Source organism: Bradyrhizobium erythrophlei, assembly GCF_900129505.1.
Lineage (GTDB): Bacteria > Pseudomonadota > Alphaproteobacteria > Rhizobiales > Xanthobacteraceae > Bradyrhizobium > Bradyrhizobium erythrophlei_D.
Map to the genome: position 1 here is coordinate 2,520,456 of NZ_LT670818.1, position 21,304 is coordinate 2,541,759.

At 57.4% G+C, this 21,304-nt stretch carries 16 protein-coding genes and 1 pseudogene; 8 read left to right on the plus strand and 9 right to left on the minus strand.

Features of this window, described 5'->3' with window-relative positions; genetic code table 11:
• Window positions 1-241: 241 nt before the first annotated feature.
• Window positions 242-616: pseudogene (locus tag B5525_RS43795) on the minus strand (transposase); the annotation flags it as partial.
• A 1,224-nt stretch (window positions 617-1,840) separates the two neighbouring features.
• Between B5525_RS43795 and B5525_RS11835 the strand changes: the two are divergent.
• Window positions 1,841-2,521 carry a class I SAM-dependent methyltransferase gene (locus B5525_RS11835; protein WP_079566166.1) on the plus strand — a complete coding sequence of 227 codons (681 nt, stop codon included), beginning with the start codon at window positions 1,841-1,843 and terminating at the stop codon, window positions 2,519-2,521.
• Window positions 2,522-2,691: 170 nt separating this feature from the next.
• Here the strand turns inward: B5525_RS11835 and B5525_RS11840 are convergent, their stop codons facing one another.
• The 7 genes from B5525_RS11840 to B5525_RS11870 form a co-directional block, all read right to left on the minus strand.
• Window positions 2,692-3,492, minus strand: coding sequence for a class I SAM-dependent DNA methyltransferase (locus B5525_RS11840; protein WP_244567873.1), 801 nt, complete (start codon window positions 3,490-3,492; stop codon window positions 2,692-2,694).
• 96 nt (window positions 3,493-3,588) lie between these two features.
• On the minus strand, window positions 3,589-5,859 hold the full coding sequence (locus B5525_RS11845) for an oligosaccharide flippase family protein (protein WP_079566168.1): 2,271 nt from the start codon (window positions 5,857-5,859) through the stop codon (window positions 3,589-3,591).
• Window positions 5,860-5,959: 100 nt separating this feature from the next.
• Complete coding sequence (locus B5525_RS11850) at window positions 5,960-8,134, minus strand: GumC family protein (RefSeq protein ID WP_154073169.1); 2,175 nt, start codon at window positions 8,132-8,134, stop codon at window positions 5,960-5,962.
• Window positions 8,135-8,140: 6 nt separating this feature from the next.
• Window positions 8,141-10,156 (minus strand): asparagine synthase (glutamine-hydrolyzing), encoded by a 2,016-nt coding sequence (gene asnB / locus B5525_RS11855; protein WP_079566170.1) that lies wholly within the window; start codon window positions 10,154-10,156, stop codon window positions 8,141-8,143.
• A 1-nt stretch (window position 10,157) separates the two neighbouring features.
• Entirely contained in the window at window positions 10,158-11,411 is a 1,254-nt protein-coding gene (locus B5525_RS11860; RefSeq protein WP_079566171.1) for an O-antigen ligase family protein, read from the minus strand.
• The gene (locus tag B5525_RS11865) at window positions 11,408-12,622 is read right to left on the minus strand and encodes a glycosyltransferase family 4 protein (protein ID WP_079566172.1); all 1,215 of its coding nucleotides are present in this window, start codon (window positions 12,620-12,622) and stop codon (window positions 11,408-11,410) included. Before B5525_RS11865 ends, B5525_RS11860 begins: the two co-directional genes overlap by 4 nt.
• A gap of 337 nt (window positions 12,623-12,959) precedes the next feature.
• Window positions 12,960-13,637, minus strand: a complete 678-nt coding sequence (locus B5525_RS11870) for a helix-turn-helix transcriptional regulator (RefSeq protein WP_079566173.1) — start codon at window positions 13,635-13,637, stop codon at window positions 12,960-12,962.
• A 296-nt stretch (window positions 13,638-13,933) separates the two neighbouring features.
• On the opposite strand from B5525_RS11870, the gene B5525_RS11875 reads away from it, so the two are divergent.
• Window positions 13,934-14,605 (plus strand): response regulator, encoded by a 672-nt coding sequence (locus B5525_RS11875; protein ID WP_079566174.1) that lies wholly within the window; start codon window positions 13,934-13,936, stop codon window positions 14,603-14,605.
• 258 nt (window positions 14,606-14,863) lie between these two features.
• Here B5525_RS11875 and B5525_RS11880 read toward each other — a convergent pair whose 3' ends face one another.
• Complete coding sequence (locus tag B5525_RS11880) at window positions 14,864-15,082, minus strand: hypothetical protein (RefSeq protein ID WP_079566175.1); 219 nt, start codon at window positions 15,080-15,082, stop codon at window positions 14,864-14,866.
• Window positions 15,083-15,136: 54 nt separating this feature from the next.
• Here B5525_RS11880 and B5525_RS11885 point away from each other — a divergent pair, with 54 nt between their 5' ends.
• The 6 genes from B5525_RS11885 (at window position 15,137) to B5525_RS11910 (ending at window position 21,303) form a co-directional block, all read left to right on the plus strand.
• Window positions 15,137-15,823, plus strand: a complete 687-nt coding sequence (locus B5525_RS11885; protein WP_079566176.1) for a LuxR C-terminal-related transcriptional regulator — start codon at window positions 15,137-15,139, stop codon at window positions 15,821-15,823.
• Between the two features lie 560 nt (window positions 15,824-16,383).
• Window positions 16,384-17,103, plus strand: a complete 720-nt coding sequence (locus tag B5525_RS11890; RefSeq protein WP_079566177.1) for a nucleotidyltransferase family protein — start codon at window positions 16,384-16,386, stop codon at window positions 17,101-17,103.
• A 60-nt stretch (window positions 17,104-17,163) separates the two neighbouring features.
• Entirely contained in the window at window positions 17,164-18,300 is a 1,137-nt protein-coding gene (locus B5525_RS11895) for a DegT/DnrJ/EryC1/StrS family aminotransferase (RefSeq protein WP_079566178.1), read from the plus strand.
• 56 nt (window positions 18,301-18,356) lie between these two features.
• A complete protein-coding gene (locus B5525_RS11900) occupies window positions 18,357-19,028 on the plus strand; it encodes a sugar transferase (RefSeq protein WP_244567874.1) in 672 nt (223 codons plus the stop codon).
• Entirely contained in the window at window positions 19,025-20,032 is a 1,008-nt protein-coding gene (locus B5525_RS11905) for an SDR family NAD(P)-dependent oxidoreductase (RefSeq protein WP_079566180.1), read from the plus strand. The genes B5525_RS11900 and B5525_RS11905 overlap by 4 nt, the downstream gene beginning before the upstream one ends.
• Window positions 20,029-21,303, plus strand: coding sequence for a hypothetical protein (locus B5525_RS11910; protein ID WP_079566181.1), 1,275 nt, complete (start codon window positions 20,029-20,031; stop codon window positions 21,301-21,303). Before B5525_RS11905 ends, B5525_RS11910 begins: the two co-directional genes overlap by 4 nt.
• The last annotated feature ends 1 nt before the right edge of the window (window position 21,304 follow it).

The following is a 21,304-nucleotide window of genomic DNA, read 5'->3' on the forward strand; positions in this document are numbered from 1 at the left end:
ATCCTTGTCCTTGATCAAGGTGAACGTTCCGACCACCGGGTCCTATCATCCAGGGATTTTTTTCTTTCGCCCCAGATTTTTGACAGACGCCATTCGATCGCGATATGGATGCTGGCCGCGAGCGGAAGAAAAGCGGCTGCTGTTTCAGATACTTAGCGGAGCGAAAAATTCGTTGGCTCGCAATCGCTGCGGCCATAGCAGGCAATTTGGGGCATTTATTTTCTGCTTTCGTCAGAGCTGGCTAGTACCTCGACACAGAGGTTTTGACTCGTTGAAATTGGCCTGATTTGGCTGAGGGCCTTGGATAGGCGCGCGCCATTTTGGCGCGAGCCTTTTCGGTTGTGAACATCCATTTGATGCGGGCGCGGTCGGCATTGCGCCGTTTCTCCCAGGCGACGGTCTCGGCGACGAGGCGGACGAAACTGTCGATGCGCCGATCGAGGCATTGGCGGGCGAGAACGCCGATCTCGATCTCGACCATGTTCAGCCAGCTGGCGTGCTTTGGGACGTAGTGGAACTCCAATCGGCGCCGTACCCGCCGTGCTTCGTCGGCCGGAAAGGCCTGGTAGAGCGCCCCGGCCGAATGGGTTGAGAGATTGTCGAGCACCAGGCGGATCCAAATATGGAGCACAGAGGCGTCCCATATAGCGTAGTTCAGATCCTTAGCCCGCCGGGCTATAGGTGGATCGTACATATCGATGCGGATCGAACAAAAACTGGCGTGGCAATAAGCCGACCTGGAGCCATCCGCTTGGCTGAAGTGACGATCGAGAAAATCATTCGAGCGAAATTCAACGAGGCTTCGAACCCGTGCGTTGGAAACTCGGGGCCATCGACTGCTGGAAATCATGAACGAGGATGTCGTGGTGTCGATCGAATTGCAAAATGATGTTCAATGGGACGGGGAGTGCCGCGCTCGCGCAGCTCTTCGAATATCTGGATCAGCGTGAATTGTTCACGGGCCGGCGCATTGCCGCCCGCAGCGTGCCGAGCTCGCTCGTCCACCGGCCAAGTTTTCGTCGCGGCTGTGCACCTTCCGTTCATATTTCAAACGAGTCTCGCCCGACCTCAGCAGCTTTGCGGACCGTATTGCTAGGAACCCTCAGGTCGCGGGCGATCTCCGTGGTCGTATTGCCCTTGATAAGGTGCTCGCGTCGAATCCGCGCAATCGACTCCACAGCCCATCACACCTGCTTTCCTCGAAAGGACGTAGCGCAACAGGCCAACCTATGCGGGCAAATTTTGGACGGCGATCCCCGAGACTCAGGGTCAAGAAACACAAATTCACCTTATAGCTTGAGCGAGCTACGGCTTGGAGGGGCGATGACCGCACTGGCGCGTAGCGGACGTACGCCAAAGCGCCCCCGTCGGCTAAGTGCCAAAAGCCAGGACCGCCTTCACCTCACCCTGGATAATCTGCAGAATTCACCGTTGATGCTCAGCACGTTGAGCGCCCGACCGTGATCATTGTCATCAGATCGGCATGGCTGGTGCTCGTCCCGCTGGATCGGTCCACCAGGAGCACTCTAGCCAAGGGTACTCTACGCGATCTTTGAGTCACATCCTTCGAATGCACGATGCCGACGCATGCCGACAGACTAACCTTGGAATCCGCTAAGGTTTGGAGCGCCATGACATCGCCGGCTCGACCCAGGGCATCGTCGGTTCTGCCCTGCGTTCAGCCCCGCTATAGCTGACCACCGAGCGCCGCCCTGCGCGCGGTGTCGCCAGAGATCCGGCCGAGAGACCGGCAGCTTTCGCGGTCACTGTACGCTGTACACTAATGTGGCGACGATAGGCAAATAGCTGGCTCGATCTGCGCGAAGGAGGTAGTACCGCAATGAATAACGAAGAAGTCGACCGCATCAGATCAGTTTATGCACGCTGGGAGCCGACATACGATTGTAGCAATGCCGGCTACTTAAGGTCCCTCGGTGAGCGGGACGACCGTTTAAGAGGCCTTCTCAGTAGGCTTCCCCACAACCTGACGCGATGCCGGGTGCTCGACGTCGGGTGCGGTTACGGCAGCCTGCTCAATCTGTTTCATGAGCAGGGAGTTCCCGCGGATGGTTTGTTCGGCATCGACTTGCTGCTAAATCGGATCCAAGTCGCCCGGAAGAGATATCCTTCTTTCACCTTAAAGGAGGGAAATGCCGAACAAATTGACTTTCCCGACAAGCGGTTTGACGTGGTGACTGTCTTCACAGTTTTTTCGTCGATCTTAGATCGTGGGATGGCCGAAAACGTCGCGCTTAGTATTGCCCGCGTTCTTGCGAGCGGGGGCACTATCATCTGGTACGACATGAGATACCCGAACCCGTGGAACCGGAACGTTAGACCGATCACCAAGCGTCGGATACGAGAGCTGTTTCCATCTTTTGAATTGCAGCTTGAATCGCTCACGTTGCTGCCACCCCTGGCGCGTCATCTGGGGCCTGCCACGAATTGTATCTACCCGCTGCTCGTCAAGGTGCCGGTTCTTCGCTCGCACTATTTGGGCCTGCTCCGCTCCGCGGCCTAGCCGGCTTGGCCATAAACATGGCGCCGTTTTTGCAGGAGGTGAGAGCAGCGCGAACAGAAACCCAGAGCCAGCTCTCGATGATAGGCCGACCGGTACCTTCGTCCGGTCAGGCCGCTCGTCGAGCAAAATCCGCAGGACAATGCCAACGGGGTGGAACATTGGCAATACTCCTATCGCTTCTTCGCGACGACAAGGAATTGCTGGGCAAATCGCGCGGGGATTTTGATGGAGCTTGCGATCCGCTCAACCGGTTCAATCCATGCTTCGCAGAGTTTCGGTAGCAACCGACCCGGCCGCGGAAGATAGCCGTAGGGTGTGACCTTCTCGATCGCAAATCCACCCGCCGTCAACAAGGTACTTAGTTCATCGATGCTCATCGTATTTCGTACTTGGGACCATGGAAGTCGGCTCACCATGCGCGAAGCAATCCCGAATGGTGAAGTAGCATTCATCTGCATGTTGCAAATGAGCCATCCCGCCTCGTTCAAGTGCTCCCGGATCGCTTGCAGCGCTTCCTTTCGCAAACGTTCGTCCGCGTTGAGAAAAAAACGGAAGGCTGTGACGGCGTCAAAGGTTTCACCCAACGCTTCGCTTGTAATATCTATCCGATGCAGTTGGACATTGTTCGGTACGCTTGCGCAGGCGAGCATGGGCAAAGACACATCGACGCCCACGACCTTCCCAAAGCATTCGGCCGCAACGTTCGTGATGCGGCCCGTGCCGCATGCGAAATCGAGACACGTTTTGTGCGGTCCGCCCAACGCGCCCAAAGTCGCCTCGACCAGGGGCTTTTCGATTTTGATCCAGAGCGCGGCATAGTAACCCGCGTCATAGGTCTTGTTGTAATGTTCTCCTGCGCCGGGCGCCGCATGGCTGACGCGATAATCATCGCTCATTGGAAGCCCGCTGCTACTCGTCGTCGCTGCTGGCCGGTGGCGAAATTGTGTCCGTTTCGAGTTGTACCAGTCCATCGTGCACTCCGCGGTCCAGATAAATCATTCGGGGCGGCTGGCTTCGCCAACCGGCGTTGCGTCGTCCGTCCTTTTCATTCCTCCAATGGTGGAGGCCTATCTCAACACGTTCAGAGTTGTTTCACCCGCTCGCTGTTGGGGCGCTGTCATTGTTTGCTGGCGCCCGGTCCAAAATGCGGTAACGGCCAACACAAGGCCGGGTTTGATTCCGAGGCACCGCTTAATGTGAATTGCCATCGCCACATTCCAGGCGACTAGCGTTCCCGAGGTCACAACTGCCGCTCCCATTGCGCCGTAGTGAATTGTCGTGATTGCACATCCCGCGATCGTCAGAGCCGCGAACACTAGCATAATCGCTGCCGCCGATCGTTCATGGCCGGTCATCGTCAGCAGGTTTTGCTGCGGACCGCCAGCCGCGGCGAGGAATTGTCCCATCACCAACGTTTGGGCGATGTGAGTATCGCCGGCAAAGTCTTGCCCGAACAAATTCAGCAGCGGGCCTGTAAGAATCAAAACAGGAAGCGCTAGCATGGCGCCACCTGCCAGCGACAGGACGGTGGCGCGGGCGAACAGGTACTGGAGGTCAGGGAAATCACCGCGTTCGTACACCGCGGACGCAGTAGGAGAAAAGTAGATGCTGACCGCGGCCCGCGACAGTTGGATCAGCATTGCCAGATTGAAGGCCAGCGCAAAGAGGCCCGCTTCGGAAATCCGTCCACTCCAGCCAAGCACCAGCACCCCAGTACGCGCCATGAGGATTTCAAGACCCATCATCATCATGACCGGAAGTGCGAATGACCACCATTCACGCGGCAGATAAGTCGGCTCAATTCCCTTGATCTGCTCCGGCCACAGCCTGATGGCGACGTAGATGACAAACACAAGCGTGGCGGCAGTACTGACAAACGACGCGACTAGGACCATCTGTGTATCCAGGGGCCAGAATTGACCCCAGGCGGCAAAGCCGACCGTCGCCAGCAGCAACCCATCACGGAACACTCGTTCGGGGAGGATGGCTGCGATGAAGCCGCCGAACACCCGAATGATGCCCGCGCCGACCAGATGCAAGGTGATCAGCGGGATAGTCGCGATGCCAATCGCCAGGCTGATCGCGAAGTTTGGCTCCAGTTCGTTCCACCGAAGCCACAGGATGACGAGGCCTGCGATCGATGCCATTACTGCCGCCGCAAGTGCACGGCTGATCGCGAAGCGGATACTACCATACATGAGGGACCATTCGTCGGACGCTCGGTAAGCCGACGTAAAGCGCAGGACGAACGTAACCAAACCCAGCGTCGTGACATACGACAGCAGCGAAACCCAAGCCCAAACATACGAATAGATCCCATACCCATGGGCGTGGAGCAGACGTGCGACCAAAAATTGCACGGCACAGGTCAGACCCGCACCGCAAATATAGGTGGCCAATGCCAAAATGGTGGCCCGCGTGAAATGGTCACCTCTCCTGCCTGTGCATCGGTCCGATGCCAGTCGGGCTCCAACCGCTGCCGCTGTGGGCGGGACTGGAAACGCAAGGGCTTCGACGCTGTTGTCACATGTTTGGATGCTATCGTCACATATCATGCATCGTTGGTCAGCCTGAGTGGCGCCCGCAACTGCATGCCCTACAGCGTTTGACTTGCCTTCAAGTCTCGTGAGAATTTCCCGCTCTATCTTATCGACAACATGATCGATGGACGACGGCTCGTCGAGCTGGACGACAACCACTGGCCGTCCGTGCTTCTGCAGCAACGCATTTACGCTCTCGATGATTGGAGCGAATTGCAGATTCGTGCTCTCCCCGGCCTCGAAGAAGCGCGCGATCACCGGCTCACTCCGCTTGCGATTGCGAAGACGGGCCTCCTGCACATCTGGATCGACCCTTACATAGACCGCAACGTCGGATTTTGGGATAAGCTTCAGAGCGCGCAGGAATACTGCCTCGTCTACGGTTCGACTGAATACTGACAGTGAGCAAACAGCCTGAATAAAGGCTTGATCGAAGACGATGATTGGATCGACATCGGATGACTGACGCCAAATCTCCGATAGCCGCAGGATATATTGGCTGACCCGAATGAACCAGACCGGGTTCCTCGGCGGCAACATGTACACCAATCGGGCTACGGCGCTGAACGCATGGCTGTGGGTGATCGGGTGGAACGTCATCGCAACAACGCCAACGATGGCTTGACCTATCCGGCCCAAAGCATATCCTAGGCCGCCCGGATCGAAGAGGGATACTTTGTCGGGCTGGTGCACAAGGGCAATCTTGGTCGTATAGCCGCGCTCACGCAAACGACACAAAAGTGCACGAGCAAGGGTTGTTTTGCCAGCACCGGGTGGCCCGAAAAACTCGACGATCATCAGCTCGGCTCCGTTGTGGAGCTATCGCGCAGACAGGTCCGGACGAGCTGCTGCGGCGCGGCGACGTTACGGGGGAATTGGTCGCTGTGGAATGCCATTGTCATGACTTCGGCTTGCTCAAGAAATCGCCGTGATCGGCAAAGCGATAGCGCGCGTGTTGGCGGAGATCCACGTCCGTCAAGACGGAGACTATCTTGTTCGGATCATTTGGATCATATTGGTCCGCCGACTGAATGAGCTGGATAGCGCTAACGGCAGTTTCACGGGGCGTAGTACCCCAACGCACAGCGAACAGTATCTTGTCCGCTTTACTGACGAGCAGCCTCACTTCGCTGCTATCGAATATTGACGGGGCATCGACGATCACGAGATCATAGGTATCGCGGACCTGCTCGATCAAGCTTGCAAACCCCGGGTTTGCAAGCACCGGAAGTAATTTGTTCTCGCTGCCGAAAGGCAGAAAACTAATGCAGGATCTGCCAATCGACCCAGCGGCCGAAGCGATCGGACTTCGTTTTGCCATGACATCGGTTAAAGTGGCAACCGGAGATCGAAACTCGAGCAAACTCATTGCCTGCGTGCGAAGCGGAGAAGCTTGACCGCCCGCTTCTAGCACCAGAACCTTCCATTGAAGCTGAGCAGCGAGTAGTGCCAAACTCCAGGCGAGAGTGGTTTTCCCTTCGCCCGGAATACTTGAGGTTATCACGAAGATCTTGTGCTCCGGACCATTTCGGAATATCGGGACGCTCCCGGTAAATATCGAGCGCACCGCCTTGGAATATGGCGCGCCGGGGTGTTCGCGCAGCAGATGCGGGATTGAGTGTGCCTCGCGCGGCATCAGCCGCGGTACTAAGCCAGCACATGGAATGTGCAGGGCTTCGGCCGTCTCCCGCTCTCCGCGCAAGGTGTGATCGAGACGATCCAGAGTCAGCGAAATCATGCAGCCGAACAGGATAAATGCGACGAGCGCAGGTGGGATGAGAAATAGTCTGTTAAACGAGGTTGGATGAATGGGTGGTTCGGCTAAGGCGAGGATCCTTATGTCGGGTTCCGCAAGTTTGCCGCGTTCGATCAGATCCTGGCGTTCTCGAAGAAGACTTTCGTAGAGCTGACCGAGCGCGGAAGCCTTGCGTTCAAGCGCTCGCAATCCAATAGTATCGTCGGTTGCCTCGGCGGCGGCATGACGGAGGAGCTCCAACCTGCTCTCGATAGATTGGATTTGAGATTGGTAGGTGCGCTGCTCTAGCTCCAGTCGAGATGTACTCGCGACGATCTCATTATCGATCGCCCGAAGAAGATCAGGTAACGGCGGATCTGCTGCATCCGAACGGCCGCGCAGTTTTCTGGCCGCGATGTTCGCCAACTCGGTCAACCGCGGCGAATCAAGCACCTTGGCTAAGTCGAGGATCGATCCGCCACCACGGCGTAAATTGCGGAACTCGTCGAGCCGCTTTTGTCCTGCATCGGTGTCGGATCTGAGCAGCGCAAGTTGGCGAGCCGTTTGCGTTATCTGCTGTTCCGTTTGATCCGGACCTGCCGCCTCATTGGCGACGTGGACCTGACGAAAAGTGTGCATCTCGGTTTCTGCACGCGCTACCTCGTCGCGTACATCGCCCAGACGCTGACTGAACCGGCTCACGGCGAGCGCGGCAGTGTCGCGCTTTTCGCGCCGAAGGGAGTTCACATAAACCCGCGCGACGGCGTTCGCAATCTGCGCCGCTTGGTTAGGATCGCGATCATTGTAGCCAACGCTGATAATCCTGGATCGACGCTCCTGTCCAACCTTGAGCCCGCGCCGTAGCCGAGTAAGCGCGGCATTCTCTTTGAGAATTGCTGGCTTGTCTGCTCTCCCGACATCCTTCTCGTCGAGAGACCCGAGCGCTTGCAAGGCCTGCCGGAGGTTGGCGTCCGACGTTAGCGTGGTGATGTGGGTATCAATGGCAGAGTCTTCGGCGACCTGTGAGACGGCGATGGGAGCGCCAGTCATGCCCTGGTTACTAATATCGGGCCGCTGCAAGTCAATAATGAGCTGCGCCGTGGCCAGGTACGAGGGCCCGAAGATGATCGAAGCGAGCAAAGCCAGAATGCCGCCGGCGGCCACCGTGTAAACAATCACGCGGCGACGGCGTTGTAACGTATTGAAGATGCGCTTGATAGCCTCGGCACCGTCTACTGGCTCGGCGGCGCGTGCGATCCGGGCCGCGGCTTCGAGTTGCCTGATTTCTTGCGCCGCAAGAAGTTGCGATCTTCTGTGCTCATCACTGAATGCGTCCAAGATTCGCTACCCCTGATGCATGTTGAAAGTTTGTGTCGGGAGCGGGCGTGGCAATGCGGCAAGGGAGTCCGTTGGCGATGCGGCAACAGAGTCCAGCCAAGCCTGCAGCATGAGAGCTGCCCACAGCACGCGTGAGTGGTCGCGTGTCCCATTGAGATGATCGCGCCAACATGACTTGACGAGAGAGACGTCAAGCAGCCCCTGTTTGCGCAGGCGTGTCTCGGAGAGAAGATCGGATGCCCACGCGCGCAGTGGTCCCTTGAGCCACGCGCCGATCGGAACATTAAATCCCTGCTTCGGCCGTTCGAACTGGTGCCGCGGCAAGTAGCGAGCGAGGACCTGGCGCAGAATCCATTTGCCTTGGCCATTCCGTATCTTGGTGTTGGTGGGCAGTCGCCATGCAAACTCGATCACTCTGTGATCGAGCATCGGGCACCGAGCTTCCAGGCTCGTGGACATGCTGGCACGATCGAGCTTTACGAGAATATCGCTCGGCAGGTATTCGGCCATATCACGGAACAGAAATTGCGACAGCGGCTCGTCGAGCTCTGGCCCGTCATTGCCGGTCTCAGGCTCGCCAGACAGGGCCAGCGAAAGCTCCGAAAGTCGAGTCATTTCGTCATAAATGGCCCGCTCATCGCTCGCGGCCAGAATCTTTGCGAAGCGACTGACCCGGGCGGTTTGCAACAGGGGGGAGCCGAGACTCGGAAGCGTTACGACATTAGCAAATCTGGCGTATGTACCGCTAGCCACTCGAGCCGCGAGTTTTGCGGCCGTCCGCCGGAGCGATCGATTGGAACCGAGGAGGTGGGCTACGCGAGCCATGACAACGTGCCGGGTATATCCTGCAAAGCATTCGTCGCCGCCGTCGCCGCTCAGAGCCACCGTTACGTGTTTTTGTGCCTCGCGCGAAATCAGCAAGGTTGGGATTTGAGATTCGTCGGCGAAAGGTTCGTCCCATATCGCAGGCAGTGATGGAATGACATCGAGGGCGTCGGCTGAGGTCAAGCGCACTTCCGTATGATCGGTCCCGAAGTGGCGGGCAACGGACGCGGCGTAGGACGATTCGTCATATGCCTGTTCATCAAAGGCGACGGTAAATGTTCGGACCGGCTGCGAAGATTGAGCCTGCATCAGAGCAACCACAGTGGAGCTATCAAGTCCGCCTGATAAAAATGCTCCGACAGGCACATCCGCCACCATGCGCTCGCGGACAGCGGCGCGAAGCACCTCATCGAGTTTGACTATGAGGTCGGCATCCGGGTCCGGGAGAGGGTCCATCCGCGACCTCTGCGCCAACCCGCTCAACGACCACCATGTCCGAATGTTGCAATGTATTTTATCGAGGTCGACCTGATCCGAGAGATCTTCCGGCCGTAGTGAGAGCAGCCCGGCGGGCGGGAGCTTGAAGACGTTCGACCAGATGCAGTGTTCGTCGGGAACTCTGCCGCGCGAGAGCAGGGCAGCGACGGCGGGCAAACTTAGATCGGAGTCGGCCGCAGAGCACGCATGGATGGCTTTCAGCTCCGAGGCAAATACAACGCCCGATGGGATCTTGGCCACGTAGAGCGGCTTTTTTCCCATGCGATCTCGAGCCAAATGGAGGATGCGGGTGTTCCGATCCCAGAGAGCCATCGCAAACATTCCGTTGCTGCGCTTAAGAGCGGACTCGAGGCCCCAGCACTCGATGGCGCACAGCAGTACTTCGGTGTCACTGCCGCCCCGAAATCGATAGCCGAGATCCACCAGTTGTTGGCGCAGTGTTCGGAAATTGTATATTTCGCCGTTAAAAGTGATCACGAACCGTCCAGTGGACGAATGCATCGGCTGGTGTCCGGCGTCGGTCAGGTCAATGATGGCAAGACGGCGATGCCCCAAAGTGATGCCAGCTTCGCGATCGCTCCAGAATCCTTCACCGTTTGGGCCGCGGTGGCGCATAGCATCTGTCATCCGGACAATCGCACGCGGGTCAGTCGCGCCGAGATAGCGCTGAGACGACAGGATACCTGCGATGCCGCACATCTCATCTCCTCGTGTTTAGCGCCGGCGATAAACGAAGCTGAGCGCATCCCGTGGATACGCAAAGGGCCATTGCAAACCAGACAATGGGATGTCGGATGATCAAGTGGGCGGTACTGAAGATCGTGACGGCGATCACTAGTACGAGGAGCGCATCAAGTTTCGCGCGGTATAGCAGCAGGGCGGTACTCGCAACTAGCCCAGCGAGGGCGCCCAACCCGATGATGCCCCCCTGGAGAAAGACGTCGAGAGGCGTGTTGTGAGCCTCGAACGGGTTGTCGCGGTTATGGACAACGTCGGGCGGATCGAGATGTGGCCCAGGTCCCAGGCCGAGCGAGCCAGAGCGCGCACCGAGCTCGATCGCTTGCTCCCATAGGTGAAGCCGGAGGTCCAATGTGCGCTCTGAGGCCGCTCCTCCCTTGTCCTTGGCCAAACTTAATGCAAAATCTTCAGCATCGCTGGCGCCCGCTTTCGCGAATGGCCACAGGGACACGGCCGCCGGAACGACGAATATCAACGCGAGAAGTACGAACGCGTAACGAAGACCGGAGCGAGAGCTGGCAGTCGAGACCGAGCGACGCAACTGCAGTCCGACCAGGAGCGCGCCCGAAAAGATCATCACGGAAATGAACGTGTCGCTCTTCGAAAGGCGGCCGGCGACAAGCGGTCCCACCGCGGCCAGGAGCCCGAAAAGACAGCCGAATCCCGTTGACGTTGACGCCAGATGGACCGCTAGCAAAGTGGTGACGCAACACACTATCGCTAGCTGATTGGGATTTTCTGCCCATCCGCGAAAGCGGTCCCAATACCATGGCTCTACGGACGGAAGGTGAATGATCTCCCAGCCTGCAGCAATCTGGGCGGCAATACCAATATTCCAAAACAGCATCAACAGCCACGCCGCACGACGAAAGTGCACGGGCTCATCGGCGATGGCTACAGCAAGGCAGGTCATCGTCGCCATCAGCAGGTACGCGAAAGTGTCGTGCAGTGACAAGTCGGTGGCGACGCGGTATTCGACGATGAAACCAACGAGGGCCCCGATGCTCAAGGCGAATGCAAAGAGGCCCCAGAACGTGGCGAGCCGATAGAGTGCCGCAACATGCGTTGAGCTGCGGCGGGCGAGCAAGTCGAAGACACAAATTAGGATCCACAGAACGATCAATAAATCGCCGAGACCGAGAGGCAAACCGGAAAACCGCCACTGCGTTGCCGATGACAGAGAAATGCCGAGAGCAAGAAGCGCGTCCCGCGTCATGACATGCCGCCAGTATCAATAGTGGAATGGCTGGACGAGGTGAGTTGGAGTTCACCTTCGCTTCCAGTCCTGTCGCCCGCAATGTGGCATTTCACGACTCGTTCGTAGATGCGGGCATACTGGCCCACGATGGTGTCCAGGCTAAACTTGCGCCGCACTAGGGATATTGAACGCTGACCCATGACCGCGGCGGTGGTCTGTTCATGCAGCAGATCCAGGATGCGTCTGGCCAGGCGCTGTGGGTCGCGCGGTGGTACGAGATACCCGTTCCAGCCATCGGTCACTACATCGGCACAACCCGGCATCCGCGTCGTCACGATCGGCAGGCCGGCAAGTCCTGCTTCAAGCAGCACACGTGGAATGCCTTCGCGATATTCGGACGGGAAAGCGAAGACGTCAGCCTGCCGTAGTAACGCTGGCACGTCGGTCCGCACCCCGAGCGCAGTTACATAGGGTCTGCGACGCTCGATCTCTTCCTGCGGCACTGCAAACGGGCCCTCGCTCTCCCGCGGACCGACGAGGATAAAGCGCACTTCGGGAAGTGCGGTGTGAACGATATCGGCCGCCCGTAGAAGAGTGAGTATGCCTTTCTGTTTTGTCAGCCGACTTACGGTTATGACAACGCCAGCGTCGCTAGCTCTGCGTCTCTCCCGTCCGGCTGCGTCGGAAGGGGCGGCGGTTGGAAACGCGTCGATTTCTATGCCCGATCCGCCGATCAAGTATCCCGGGCTGTGTCCCAGCAGCCTATATCGCTCGAAGAATTTCTTGTCGTCTCGGTTCTGAAAAACTGTACCAGCGGTCCAGCGCGCGGCGACGCGCTGAAGTGCGCAATAGATTGGGCGCAGAGCAAGGGTGTACAAACTGGTGGATGAGAAAACCCAACCCATGCCGTTGATCGTGCGAAGGATTGGGGCTGCATGCCTGACAGCAAATGGAACCAATAGGTTAGGTTTCGTATCAAAAGCTTGAATGAGGTCCGGCTGTACGTCACGCACGAGTCGGGCGAGACAGCGCAGTTCCGAGCGGGGAAAGGTATGCGCATCAAATCGATCAAACTGGTATTGACGGTACTCTATCTCGGCACGAGAAAAAGGTGACGGATCGCCGGTACCCGCCGCGGTAACGCGAAAACCGCGCTGCCTCAAGGCAATCAGAAAGGGAATGCGGAGATGGTGATCCTCGCCTCCGACGCAGAATAGATGGGGCTTCATGCTGCTTCTCTCGGTCGTGGCCGGGGTTTAAAAAATCGGCTTCAGGCCGCAAAATGATGCCTTCGCGTTTTAGTAGGTCCGCACGACCTCGCGCAGGTAGCCTTTGCGAAGCCCAGCAGGTTCGGGCGCAACAATGACGGGAGAGTAGCGAGGGCGGACATCTACGTCTTCATTCGTTCACATGACGCTTAAGCGAACCGGCCAGAACGACGCCTGCTCAAGCAGTTCGAATTTCCGTTAACGCCCTGGTGAACAAAGCTGGACGTTACGTCGGGTGGCAGGCGCAAATGCTTGTCGGTTTTCGCCCGCGCGTTGCAGATGTGCGAGTTTGCTCCGATCACGGTAGGACGGCGATCCGGGCAAGCAGGGCAACGAGCGCGGCCTGCCGCTTGGTGTTGGTTTTGGAAAATATTGCCCCCAACTGTGATCCGATCGTCGCGCGGCTTACCCGCAGAATTTTGGCAATTTCTTTCGGCGTCCTGCCCTGTGCGAGATGAAACGCCAGGCGAGCTTCAGCAAACGTCAAGCCGAACAATCGTTTGAGCGTGGTAGGATTGGGCGCGGGAAAGATATCTAGGTCTAGCAGAGCGATAGTGGTCGCTTGATCCATTGAAAAATTATTGAACTGACCCAACAGCACAGCGATGCCACGATTGCAGGATGTCGCAAGCCAGATCAGGGAACCCAATTTAAGTTCGAGTCCGCTGCGATCGATCAGCTCGCGAAGAGCGTATTGGTATCGAGAGGATTTCTGGTCGGCTACTGCATCTGCGCGATCAAGCATTGTCTGAGCAGCGGCGTCAATTTGGATGATTCTTCGATGCTTGTCGACGACAACGCATCCGCAACCCAGGCGCTCAATCAGATTCGAGATGGCGAAATGCAGATGGGGAACCGACCGGGGAACCGAGGGAGACAAAGGAATATTGTCGTAGCGAAACACATCCGGGTCTTGTATCGGACCCCGAACACTCGCCGCTACGTCCCCTAAAACCTGGGTACTTTCTGTTTGCATGGTTCCCTCCGGATTGGGTTCCCTCTCTCGAATGATGGGCTCATCCTCTAAGCCTTCGCACTGGGAGAATTGGCCGTTTTTTGAATGGACGTAAATTCCTACGAGAAAGTACTACGAGGAAGTACCACGAAAGACGTACCATGCTCTCTCGCAGTGCGGGACGGTACGATGATGTCAGGGCCGCGTTACGCGGCGGTCGAGCGCATCAGATATCGAGGAGACCACCGTTTGGATTAGGTGGCGAAAACCTTCGGAATGTCCTAAAGCTAACGAAAGGCAGGCGATTGGAGCGGCCTATGCCTCGCATCCTTATCGCAGATGATCACGGGCTTTACCGCCGTGGGCTGCGGATGACTTTGCAGAGCACGCTTCCAGATTTAGATGTTATAGAAGCCGACAGCATGGACGCTGCGATCGCGCGGCTGGAGGACTCAAACCGGATCGATCTTGTCATGATCGATCTTAGGATGGATGGAGAGCTTTCCTTTAATATTCTCAGAGAGATCCGCGCCAGCTACCCGAACACACGGTTCGTAATTATTTCGGCATCGGAAGCTCGCGCTGACATACTTCGGGCGCTGGAGTGGGGTCTCCACGGTTATATTTCAAAGAGCCAATCAGATGCCGAAATCATAACAGCGACCTCCGACGTGCTGTCCGGCCGCATCTACGTTCCCGCGATGATCGCAGAATTCAAATTGGACACCGCGACCGGAAATTGCGTGCCACTGTTCCCTGGAAATGCAGAACCGCAGATCGCAGAACTTCAAAGGTTGACCGCGCGTCAACGCGATGTCCTCATCTTGATAGCGGAAGGCCGTTCAAATAAAGAGATAGCGCGAGCACTTAGTATTGCGGAGGCCACGACCAAAATTCATGTCGCAGCCCTCATGCGGATACTTGGCGTTCGCAACCGCACAGAGGCAGCAGTGCGCGCGGGCTCCTGGCTGAAGGAAGCGAAAGCTTGATCTTCGCGTTTGCCCAGCGGCGCGGGCTCACCGTTTGCCTGAGTCCTGCTCGACGAGGCCCGCCCTGGCCGCCCTCGAACCGTAAAAGACGATCGGGTTGCTGCCGTAGGCCGACGCCTGATGCCCAACATGCGAGAGTCCGAGCACACTGGATAGAAAGATTGCTAGGAACGTCGGGAACCTTCCTCCCGCGAAGGCCGATAGGATGATGGCCGGGAGATAGATGATGAATTACCGGCTGATGGCCCAGAAGATGGCTCAGAGCGGCCCGCGCGGCAAAGCTCGCCGCAATTGCAAGGCCAGCCAGTAATAGCCCCGCTTGTAGTCGTGGCGCCAATGCTCGGGCGTGTGGGCCTCCGCCTCGGCCAAGACTGGCTTATTATCATTTTGCATGGATAAGGCAAAATTATAGGCATTTCGATCTAGTCCGTTATTAGTAGTGCGGATGCACATGCCGCCTGCCGCAACAATCTTCATGCAATTGTCTTAATAGTGTCATCTCAAGTTCAGTTTCAGTCTCGGTTGCTTGTCATGCACAGCGTGATCTCAGCGGTTGTTATTTCCCCGGATTCACTCTTCACGTATGGCCTTGTGCACTTGCTGCGTACGGCGAACTACTATCGTTTGGCCGGCGTCGCCCCGAGTCCCAAGGAATTCCACATCTCACCCGGAGAACACGAGCCGGAAATTGTCATTCTCGTACTGGAGGATGACGAGGCCAACTTGGCGGCAATCACGCATGTCCGGGGACAGTTGAAGACCGCCAAGATTGTCGTTCTCGGCGATTGCATCAATCCAGTTACCTGCGCGGAGGTGATACGCGCCGGAGCGGATGCCTATCTGTCGAGGTCGATAAGCAAGGATGCCTTCGTGCAATGGCTTGATCTCGTTGTCGCTGGTGAGGTCGTCATCTCGTCGGCATTGCTGGCTCCAAAGCTTGACGAAGGCGTTGATACCATGGCCGGCCGAGACGGCGGAGTCCATTCGTTCGACGAGCCTGTGAGTCGCCTGTCGCCTAGGGAAGCCGAAATCCTCGAATGCATCGTCGACGGCGCGTCCAACAAACAGATCAGCCGACGTTTCGATATCACAGAGGCGACGGTCAAAGTGCACGTCAAATCTATCCTGCGCAAGATCAACGCTCACAATCGAACCCAGGCCGCGATATGGGCTTTGTATCACGGCATGCGCCAATCGATATCAGCAATTTCGACGTAACCTGAGGCGGCGAAGCATCTGCCGGAGCCGGAAAACAATCTGCCGGGAGCTCGCGCCCCCTGTGCTCAAGGCCTGGCGCCCTCCGAGGGTCTTGTCGCGGCCCCAAAAAGCCGACGGCCATCTCTCGCCGAGCTTACCCGCTGATCCAGTTTTGCTCCTTTACCGATCGCTCGGCCGCGTCCGGTTCATGCGACGCAGTCAAAGCCGCGATGAAGCAGACCACGCGGCATGACCGCGCGTTTTTCCATAACGTCTTGCGCCAGCTCTCTAGGCTCGACCCTACCTGCAGGGATGGGTTTGCGTGGCGACATCAGAATCCGATGTCACTGCCGGATCCGAAAGCACGTCATAGTGCAAACGCATGAAGACAACACAGCAGCATGCCGGTATCAATGCGTAAATGCTTAAGCGAGCAGATTTGTTAGAGTGCGCACTCGAGGGTTCATTTCGGCCGCATCGATCCGAGTAGCCGACATTCCTTTCAGGTCGTCGCGGAAGATGCGCGGGCGGGCTAGCCAGATGATGCTTTGTTATGGCGGCCGATTGGAAGGGAGTTCGAGATGAAAGCGGTCATTCAATGTGGTGGAAGAGGCATGCGCTTGCGGCCTTACACGTCAATTTTGCCAAAGCCACTTATGCCCATTGGGTCGAGACCGGTACTAGAACTCCTCCTGAAGTGGCTCCGTCGTAACGGTATCCATGAAGTCTTTATCACCACCGGCTATCTCGGAAATTTGATCCGCAGTTTTTGCAGCGATGGCCACCAATGGAACATTGAAATCACCTACACGCAGGAAATTGAGCCGCTCGGCACGATCGGGCCGCTTTCGCTGCTGCGCGACCAATTGAACGAACCGTTTCTAGTGCTCAATGGCGATATACTAACCGACCTCAATCTTAATCAGTTCGTAAAGAGCCATCGACTTCACGGGACTCAGTTGACGATCGCGTCAGCTGTTCGTCACTCCAAAATGGAGTTCGGCGTCCTTGAGGAGACGGATGGAACAGTGACTGGTTTCCGCGAGAAGCCGATGCTAGCCAGCCGTGTGAGCATGGGTCTTTATTGCATGAACCCTGAGATCATGAACTACGTCCCTACGGGCGTTCCGTTCGGATTCGATGATTTGGTGTTGCAGATGCTCGAGCACGGCACGCCGATTCACACTTTCAGGCATGACGGGCTTTGGCTCGACATTGGTCGGGCCGAGGACTTCCATAAAGCCCAGGACATCGCATGGGACGAACAGTCGCCGGCGCTGCCTGTTGAAGCCGCCGCCTAACGGCATCAGGCTTGGCCGGAGCCGGCGCTTAAACCTGGCCCGGCGAGTGGGAGGAGTCCCGTGCTGTTAGTGTCGAAACCCATTCTCGGTATGGAAGAAAAAGCCGCTCTCTCTGAAGTGGTCGACAGTGGTTGGATCACGATGGGCGAGAGGGTGCGTGAATTTGAGTTAGCCTTCGCGCGTCTACACAAGGCAGAGGATTCGCTCGCCGTAAGTTCCTGTACCGCGGCATTGCATTTGATTCTGCATGCTTTGGAGATCGGCCCCGGTGATGAGGTCTTGGTCCCTTCGATGACATTCGTGGCAACGGCTAACTGCATTCTTTACGTCGGTGCGACCCCTGTTTTTGTCGACATTGAGTCGGATCATGTCCCACTCATCTCAATCGAGGATGCTGAAGCTAAGTGTACATCGCGGACCAGGGCCGTCATCTTGATGCACTATGCGGGATATCTGGCGGACCGGGGTGCCTGGCAAGCCTTTGCGCGTCGGAGAGGTTTGTTCTTAATCGAAGATGCCGCTCATGCGCCCGGGCGAGTAGAAGTAGGCACCTATGGAGTAGCTGCCGCGTTCAGCTTCTACGGCAACAAGAACTTGACCACGGCGGAGGGTGGAGCCGTCATCGCGAGCGATCGCACCTTGCTGGAAACCATGCGGCAGATGCGCGGGCACGGCATGACGAGCGGGACTTATCAGAGGCTCACAAGCCGCAATCCGAACTATGACGTGACTATGCTCGGGTTCAACTATCGAATGGACGAACTCCGGGCCGCCGTCGGATTGGTGCAGTTAAGGAAACTGACGGACTGGAACGACACCAGAGGCCGCCTCACTGAGCTTTACCGCCGCCTGATCGCCGAACGTTGTCCTTCGGTCAGCATTCCGTTCGGAGAACCCAGGATCTCGACGTACCACATCATGCCAGTTCTGCTTCCGGAGGCGGCGATACGGAGTACCGTAATCGATCAGCTCCGCCAACGCGGAATTCAGACGACGATCCACTACCCGCCGGTGCATCGGCTGAGTTTTTTCCGAACAAAGTGTCCCAATACGGACTTGCCGTGCACCGAGGATTTTGCGCACCGAGAATTGACACTTCCTCTCCACCCCGACTTGCAACCGGAGGCCGTCGAAACCGTGGTGATGCGCCTAGCCGCCGCCGTTGGATCACCTCGGAATTTGTTGGCTGCCGAATGAGCCGCGAGGACCCCCAACTTGCGGATGGCGCGGGCGTCGCTTGCTGCGAGGCCCCAATGCAACGTGCCTTCGATCTCTGCTTCGCTTCGGTGACGTTGATCCTCCTCGCTCCTGTCATGCTGTTGATCGCTCTTTTCATATGGGTGCACTCTGGCCGCCCGATTTATTTTTCGCAGCTCCGGCTAGGACGCCGCGGGCAGCTATTCTATCTCTACAAATTCCGGAAATTCTACGCAGACTGTGATGTGAATGGCACTCCACTAACGCTGCGAGACGATCATCGACTCACGGCGATCGGCAGAATTCTGGCGCTGACCAAGGCCGATGAACTGCCACAGTTCTGGAACGTGATCAAAGGCGAGATGTCGATTGTCGGACCTCGGCCCGAGTCCCTTGTATTCGCTGACTGCTTCAGAAACGGTTTCGAGCGGGTGCTTGATTGCAGGCCAGGGCTGTTCGGTCCTTCTCAGGCGTTGTTTCGTCACGAAGACCAGTTCTTTCCGACGAATGCCGATCCGGTGGAGTTTTACCGCGCATTCCTGTTTCCGGCGAAAGCCAAGATCGATATCGACTATTTCTCGCGGCGTTCTCTCTTCGGGGACATTGGCTGGATCATTCGCTGTCTGTTGGCCGTCATCGGGCTGAATTCATCAGTTCGTCTGGGAGGCGGCGAATTGGGCTTCACTCAAGCAATAGCGCCACAGAAACTCGATGGAGTAGGGTCGTGAGATACGTGGGGGCCAGGGCGCTGGTGACAGGCGCAGACGGATTCATCGGATCTCATCTGACAGAGGCGCTTGTTCAAGGTGGGGCCGACGTTACCGCTCTCGCACTTTATAATTCGTTCGACAGCTTTGGCTGGCTCGACGATTTGTCTGACGAGATCAGGGCGAAAATCAAGCTGGTCCGGGGGGATGTTCGCGATTCCGCTCTCGTCGACCGGATCGTGGAAGGCCAGGATATCGTATTCCACCTGGCTGCGTTGATCGCCATCCCCTATTCATACGCTGCGCCGCAGGCGTATGTTGAAACCAATATCCTCGGAACCTTGAACGTTCTGGAGGCGGCGCGCCGGCATGGGACGAGGCGCGTCATTCACACCTCTACAAGTGAAGTGTATGGCACGGCATTAACAATGCCTATCGACGAAACTCATCCCCTTCAGGGGCAGTCTCCGTATTCGGCGTCCAAGATCGGCGCGGACATGATGGCGGAGGCCTTTGCCAGGTCTTTCGGAGTACCGGTGGTCATCCTGAGGCCATTCAATACCTACGGGCCGCGGCAGAGCGAGCGCGCTATCGTTCCGGCGCTGCTGCGCCAAATCCTAGATGCGCGATGCACGTCGGTTATGGTTGGGGACACGACAACCGTGCGCGACCTGACGTTTGTCAACGACACGGTTAGGGCCTTCATGGCCGCAGGCTCGGCAAACGAGATCGAGTACGGCGGCGCGTACAATGCCGGCAGTCAGAGGTCGATCAAGGTGGCGGAACTCGTCGACATTGCGATGGAGCTGACGTCCTGCAAGAAACCGGTGAGAAGGGACGGTGCACGATTGCGCCCCCCCAACTCGGAAGTAAGAGCGCTGCTTGCTAACGCGCGTCACTTTCAGCAAGCGACAGGATGGGAGCCGCGTATTCCTTTACGAGAAGGCCTTCAGCATACGATCGCCTGGTGGCAAGCCCGGCTGTCGGGAGGAGTCGTACGCCGACACAAGGATCTTGTGACTTGAAACCGGCAGTCGCCAAAGTCGCTTTGATTATCGGCCTGATACCCTTGTTCAGTTCGCCGGCATGGGTGGCCTCGATCGAGCCGGACGCCGGCGGCCTCATCATTCAGGCCCCATTCATGTCACTCCCGGCCTATCTAACGCCGACGGCTGATCCGGTCTCCGGGTATACGATGGTGAGAGTAACTAATCCCGGCGCGGGATCCAACTCCAAGGAAAATTGCGGCAACGCGTATTGCACCCACCGCTATTCGAGCTCGCAAGCTTGGAATGCGGACCAAACGTTGCTGCTGATTTCGAACGGTTGCGGGGGGATGTGCTTTATCGATGGCCAAACCTACGTTCCGCTATTTCGCAGGCAGAGGCGCGGGGAGTGCGAATGGCATCCGAGGAGACCGGACGTCATGATCTGTGTAGCAGCACAATCCATTTCGCTCTGGTCGCCGCGAAATGACCGCTCGGAGCTGATCTTCTCGACCACTGCATACCGCGAGCTGCGGTTCGGTCCGTCAAAGGGCAATCCGACGCTGGACGGGAGTCGCATTGTTGTCCGAGGCGCCACTTACGACGGCAAATTCGATGCCTTTGTCTTTGACATAGGCGCGCGCCGCGCGCTGCCGGCAATTCATCTTGCTGAGCTTCCAGGAGAGAACGGCTTCTGCTCGATTTCGCCGCTTGGCACCTATGTCGTGTGTATTCAGAAGCTGCCTGGCGATATCGAAAATACCTTTATCCTCTCGCCGGAAGGGCACATTGTGCAGAGTTGGACCGAGCACCACCGGCCCGGCCACGGTGACATGACGGTCGATGACGCTGGTGATGAGGTCTACGTAGGCATTAGTAAATCCGCACCCGACCCCTATCAAGTCATAAAACGTCGGTTGAAAGATGGTGTGGTCACGTCGCTTTCCGCTTACGGCGAAGGCCAGCACGTTTCGCTGCGAGCCTCGACGCGGCCGCAGTGGGCATTCGTAAGCTACGCGGGCTACGCGGCCGAAGTGGCTAAGCACCCGGAATGGGCGCCGTTCGCGCAAGAAGTCGTTGCGCTGCCAATCGACGGCGGTGAATTGCCACGCCTCATCGCTCAAACGCGAAATGTGCCTCACGATTACTGGAGCGAGACCCATGCATCGCCCTCACCCGATGGGTCGCAGGTGATCTGGTCGAGCAACTGGGGCACGCCGGGTGGCCCGGTTTTCGATTTTGTCTCGCGTCTAGCGACGCCGGGCCCGGTTCAGAATAGGACCGTCAGGGGAAATCCCGACAAGAGGTAGC

Bases quoted from the DNA above. Each gene is read 5' to 3' on its own strand.
- B5525_RS11890 (WP_079566177.1), top strand. From the start codon at position 16,384: ATGAAAGCGGTCATTCAATGTGGTGGAAGAGGCATGCGCTTGCGGCCT.
- B5525_RS11900 (WP_244567874.1), top strand. From the start codon at position 18,357: ATGCAACGTGCCTTCGATCTCTGCTTCGCTTCGGTGACGTTGATCCTC.
- B5525_RS11865 (WP_079566172.1), bottom strand. From the start codon at position 12,622: ATGAAGCCCCATCTATTCTGCGTCGGAGGCGAGGATCACCATCTCCGC.
- B5525_RS11870 (WP_079566173.1), bottom strand. From the start codon at position 13,637: ATGCAAACAGAAAGTACCCAGGTTTTAGGGGACGTAGCGGCGAGTGTT.
- B5525_RS11835 (WP_079566166.1), top strand. From the start codon at position 1,841: ATGAATAACGAAGAAGTCGACCGCATCAGATCAGTTTATGCACGCTGG.
- B5525_RS11860 (WP_079566171.1), bottom strand. From the start codon at position 11,411: ATGACGCGGGACGCGCTTCTTGCTCTCGGCATTTCTCTGTCATCGGCA.
- asnB (WP_079566170.1), bottom strand. From the start codon at position 10,156: ATGTGCGGCATCGCAGGTATCCTGTCGTCTCAGCGCTATCTCGGCGCG.
- B5525_RS11885 (WP_079566176.1), top strand. From the start codon at position 15,137: ATGCACAGCGTGATCTCAGCGGTTGTTATTTCCCCGGATTCACTCTTC.
- B5525_RS11880 (WP_079566175.1), bottom strand. From the start codon at position 15,082: ATGAAGATTGTTGCGGCAGGCGGCATGTGCATCCGCACTACTAATAAC.
- B5525_RS11875 (WP_079566174.1), top strand. From the start codon at position 13,934: ATGCCTCGCATCCTTATCGCAGATGATCACGGGCTTTACCGCCGTGGG.
- B5525_RS11840 (WP_244567873.1), bottom strand. From the start codon at position 3,492: ATGGACTGGTACAACTCGAAACGGACACAATTTCGCCACCGGCCAGCA.
- B5525_RS11845 (WP_079566168.1), bottom strand. From the start codon at position 5,859: ATGATCGTCGAGTTTTTCGGGCCACCCGGTGCTGGCAAAACAACCCTT.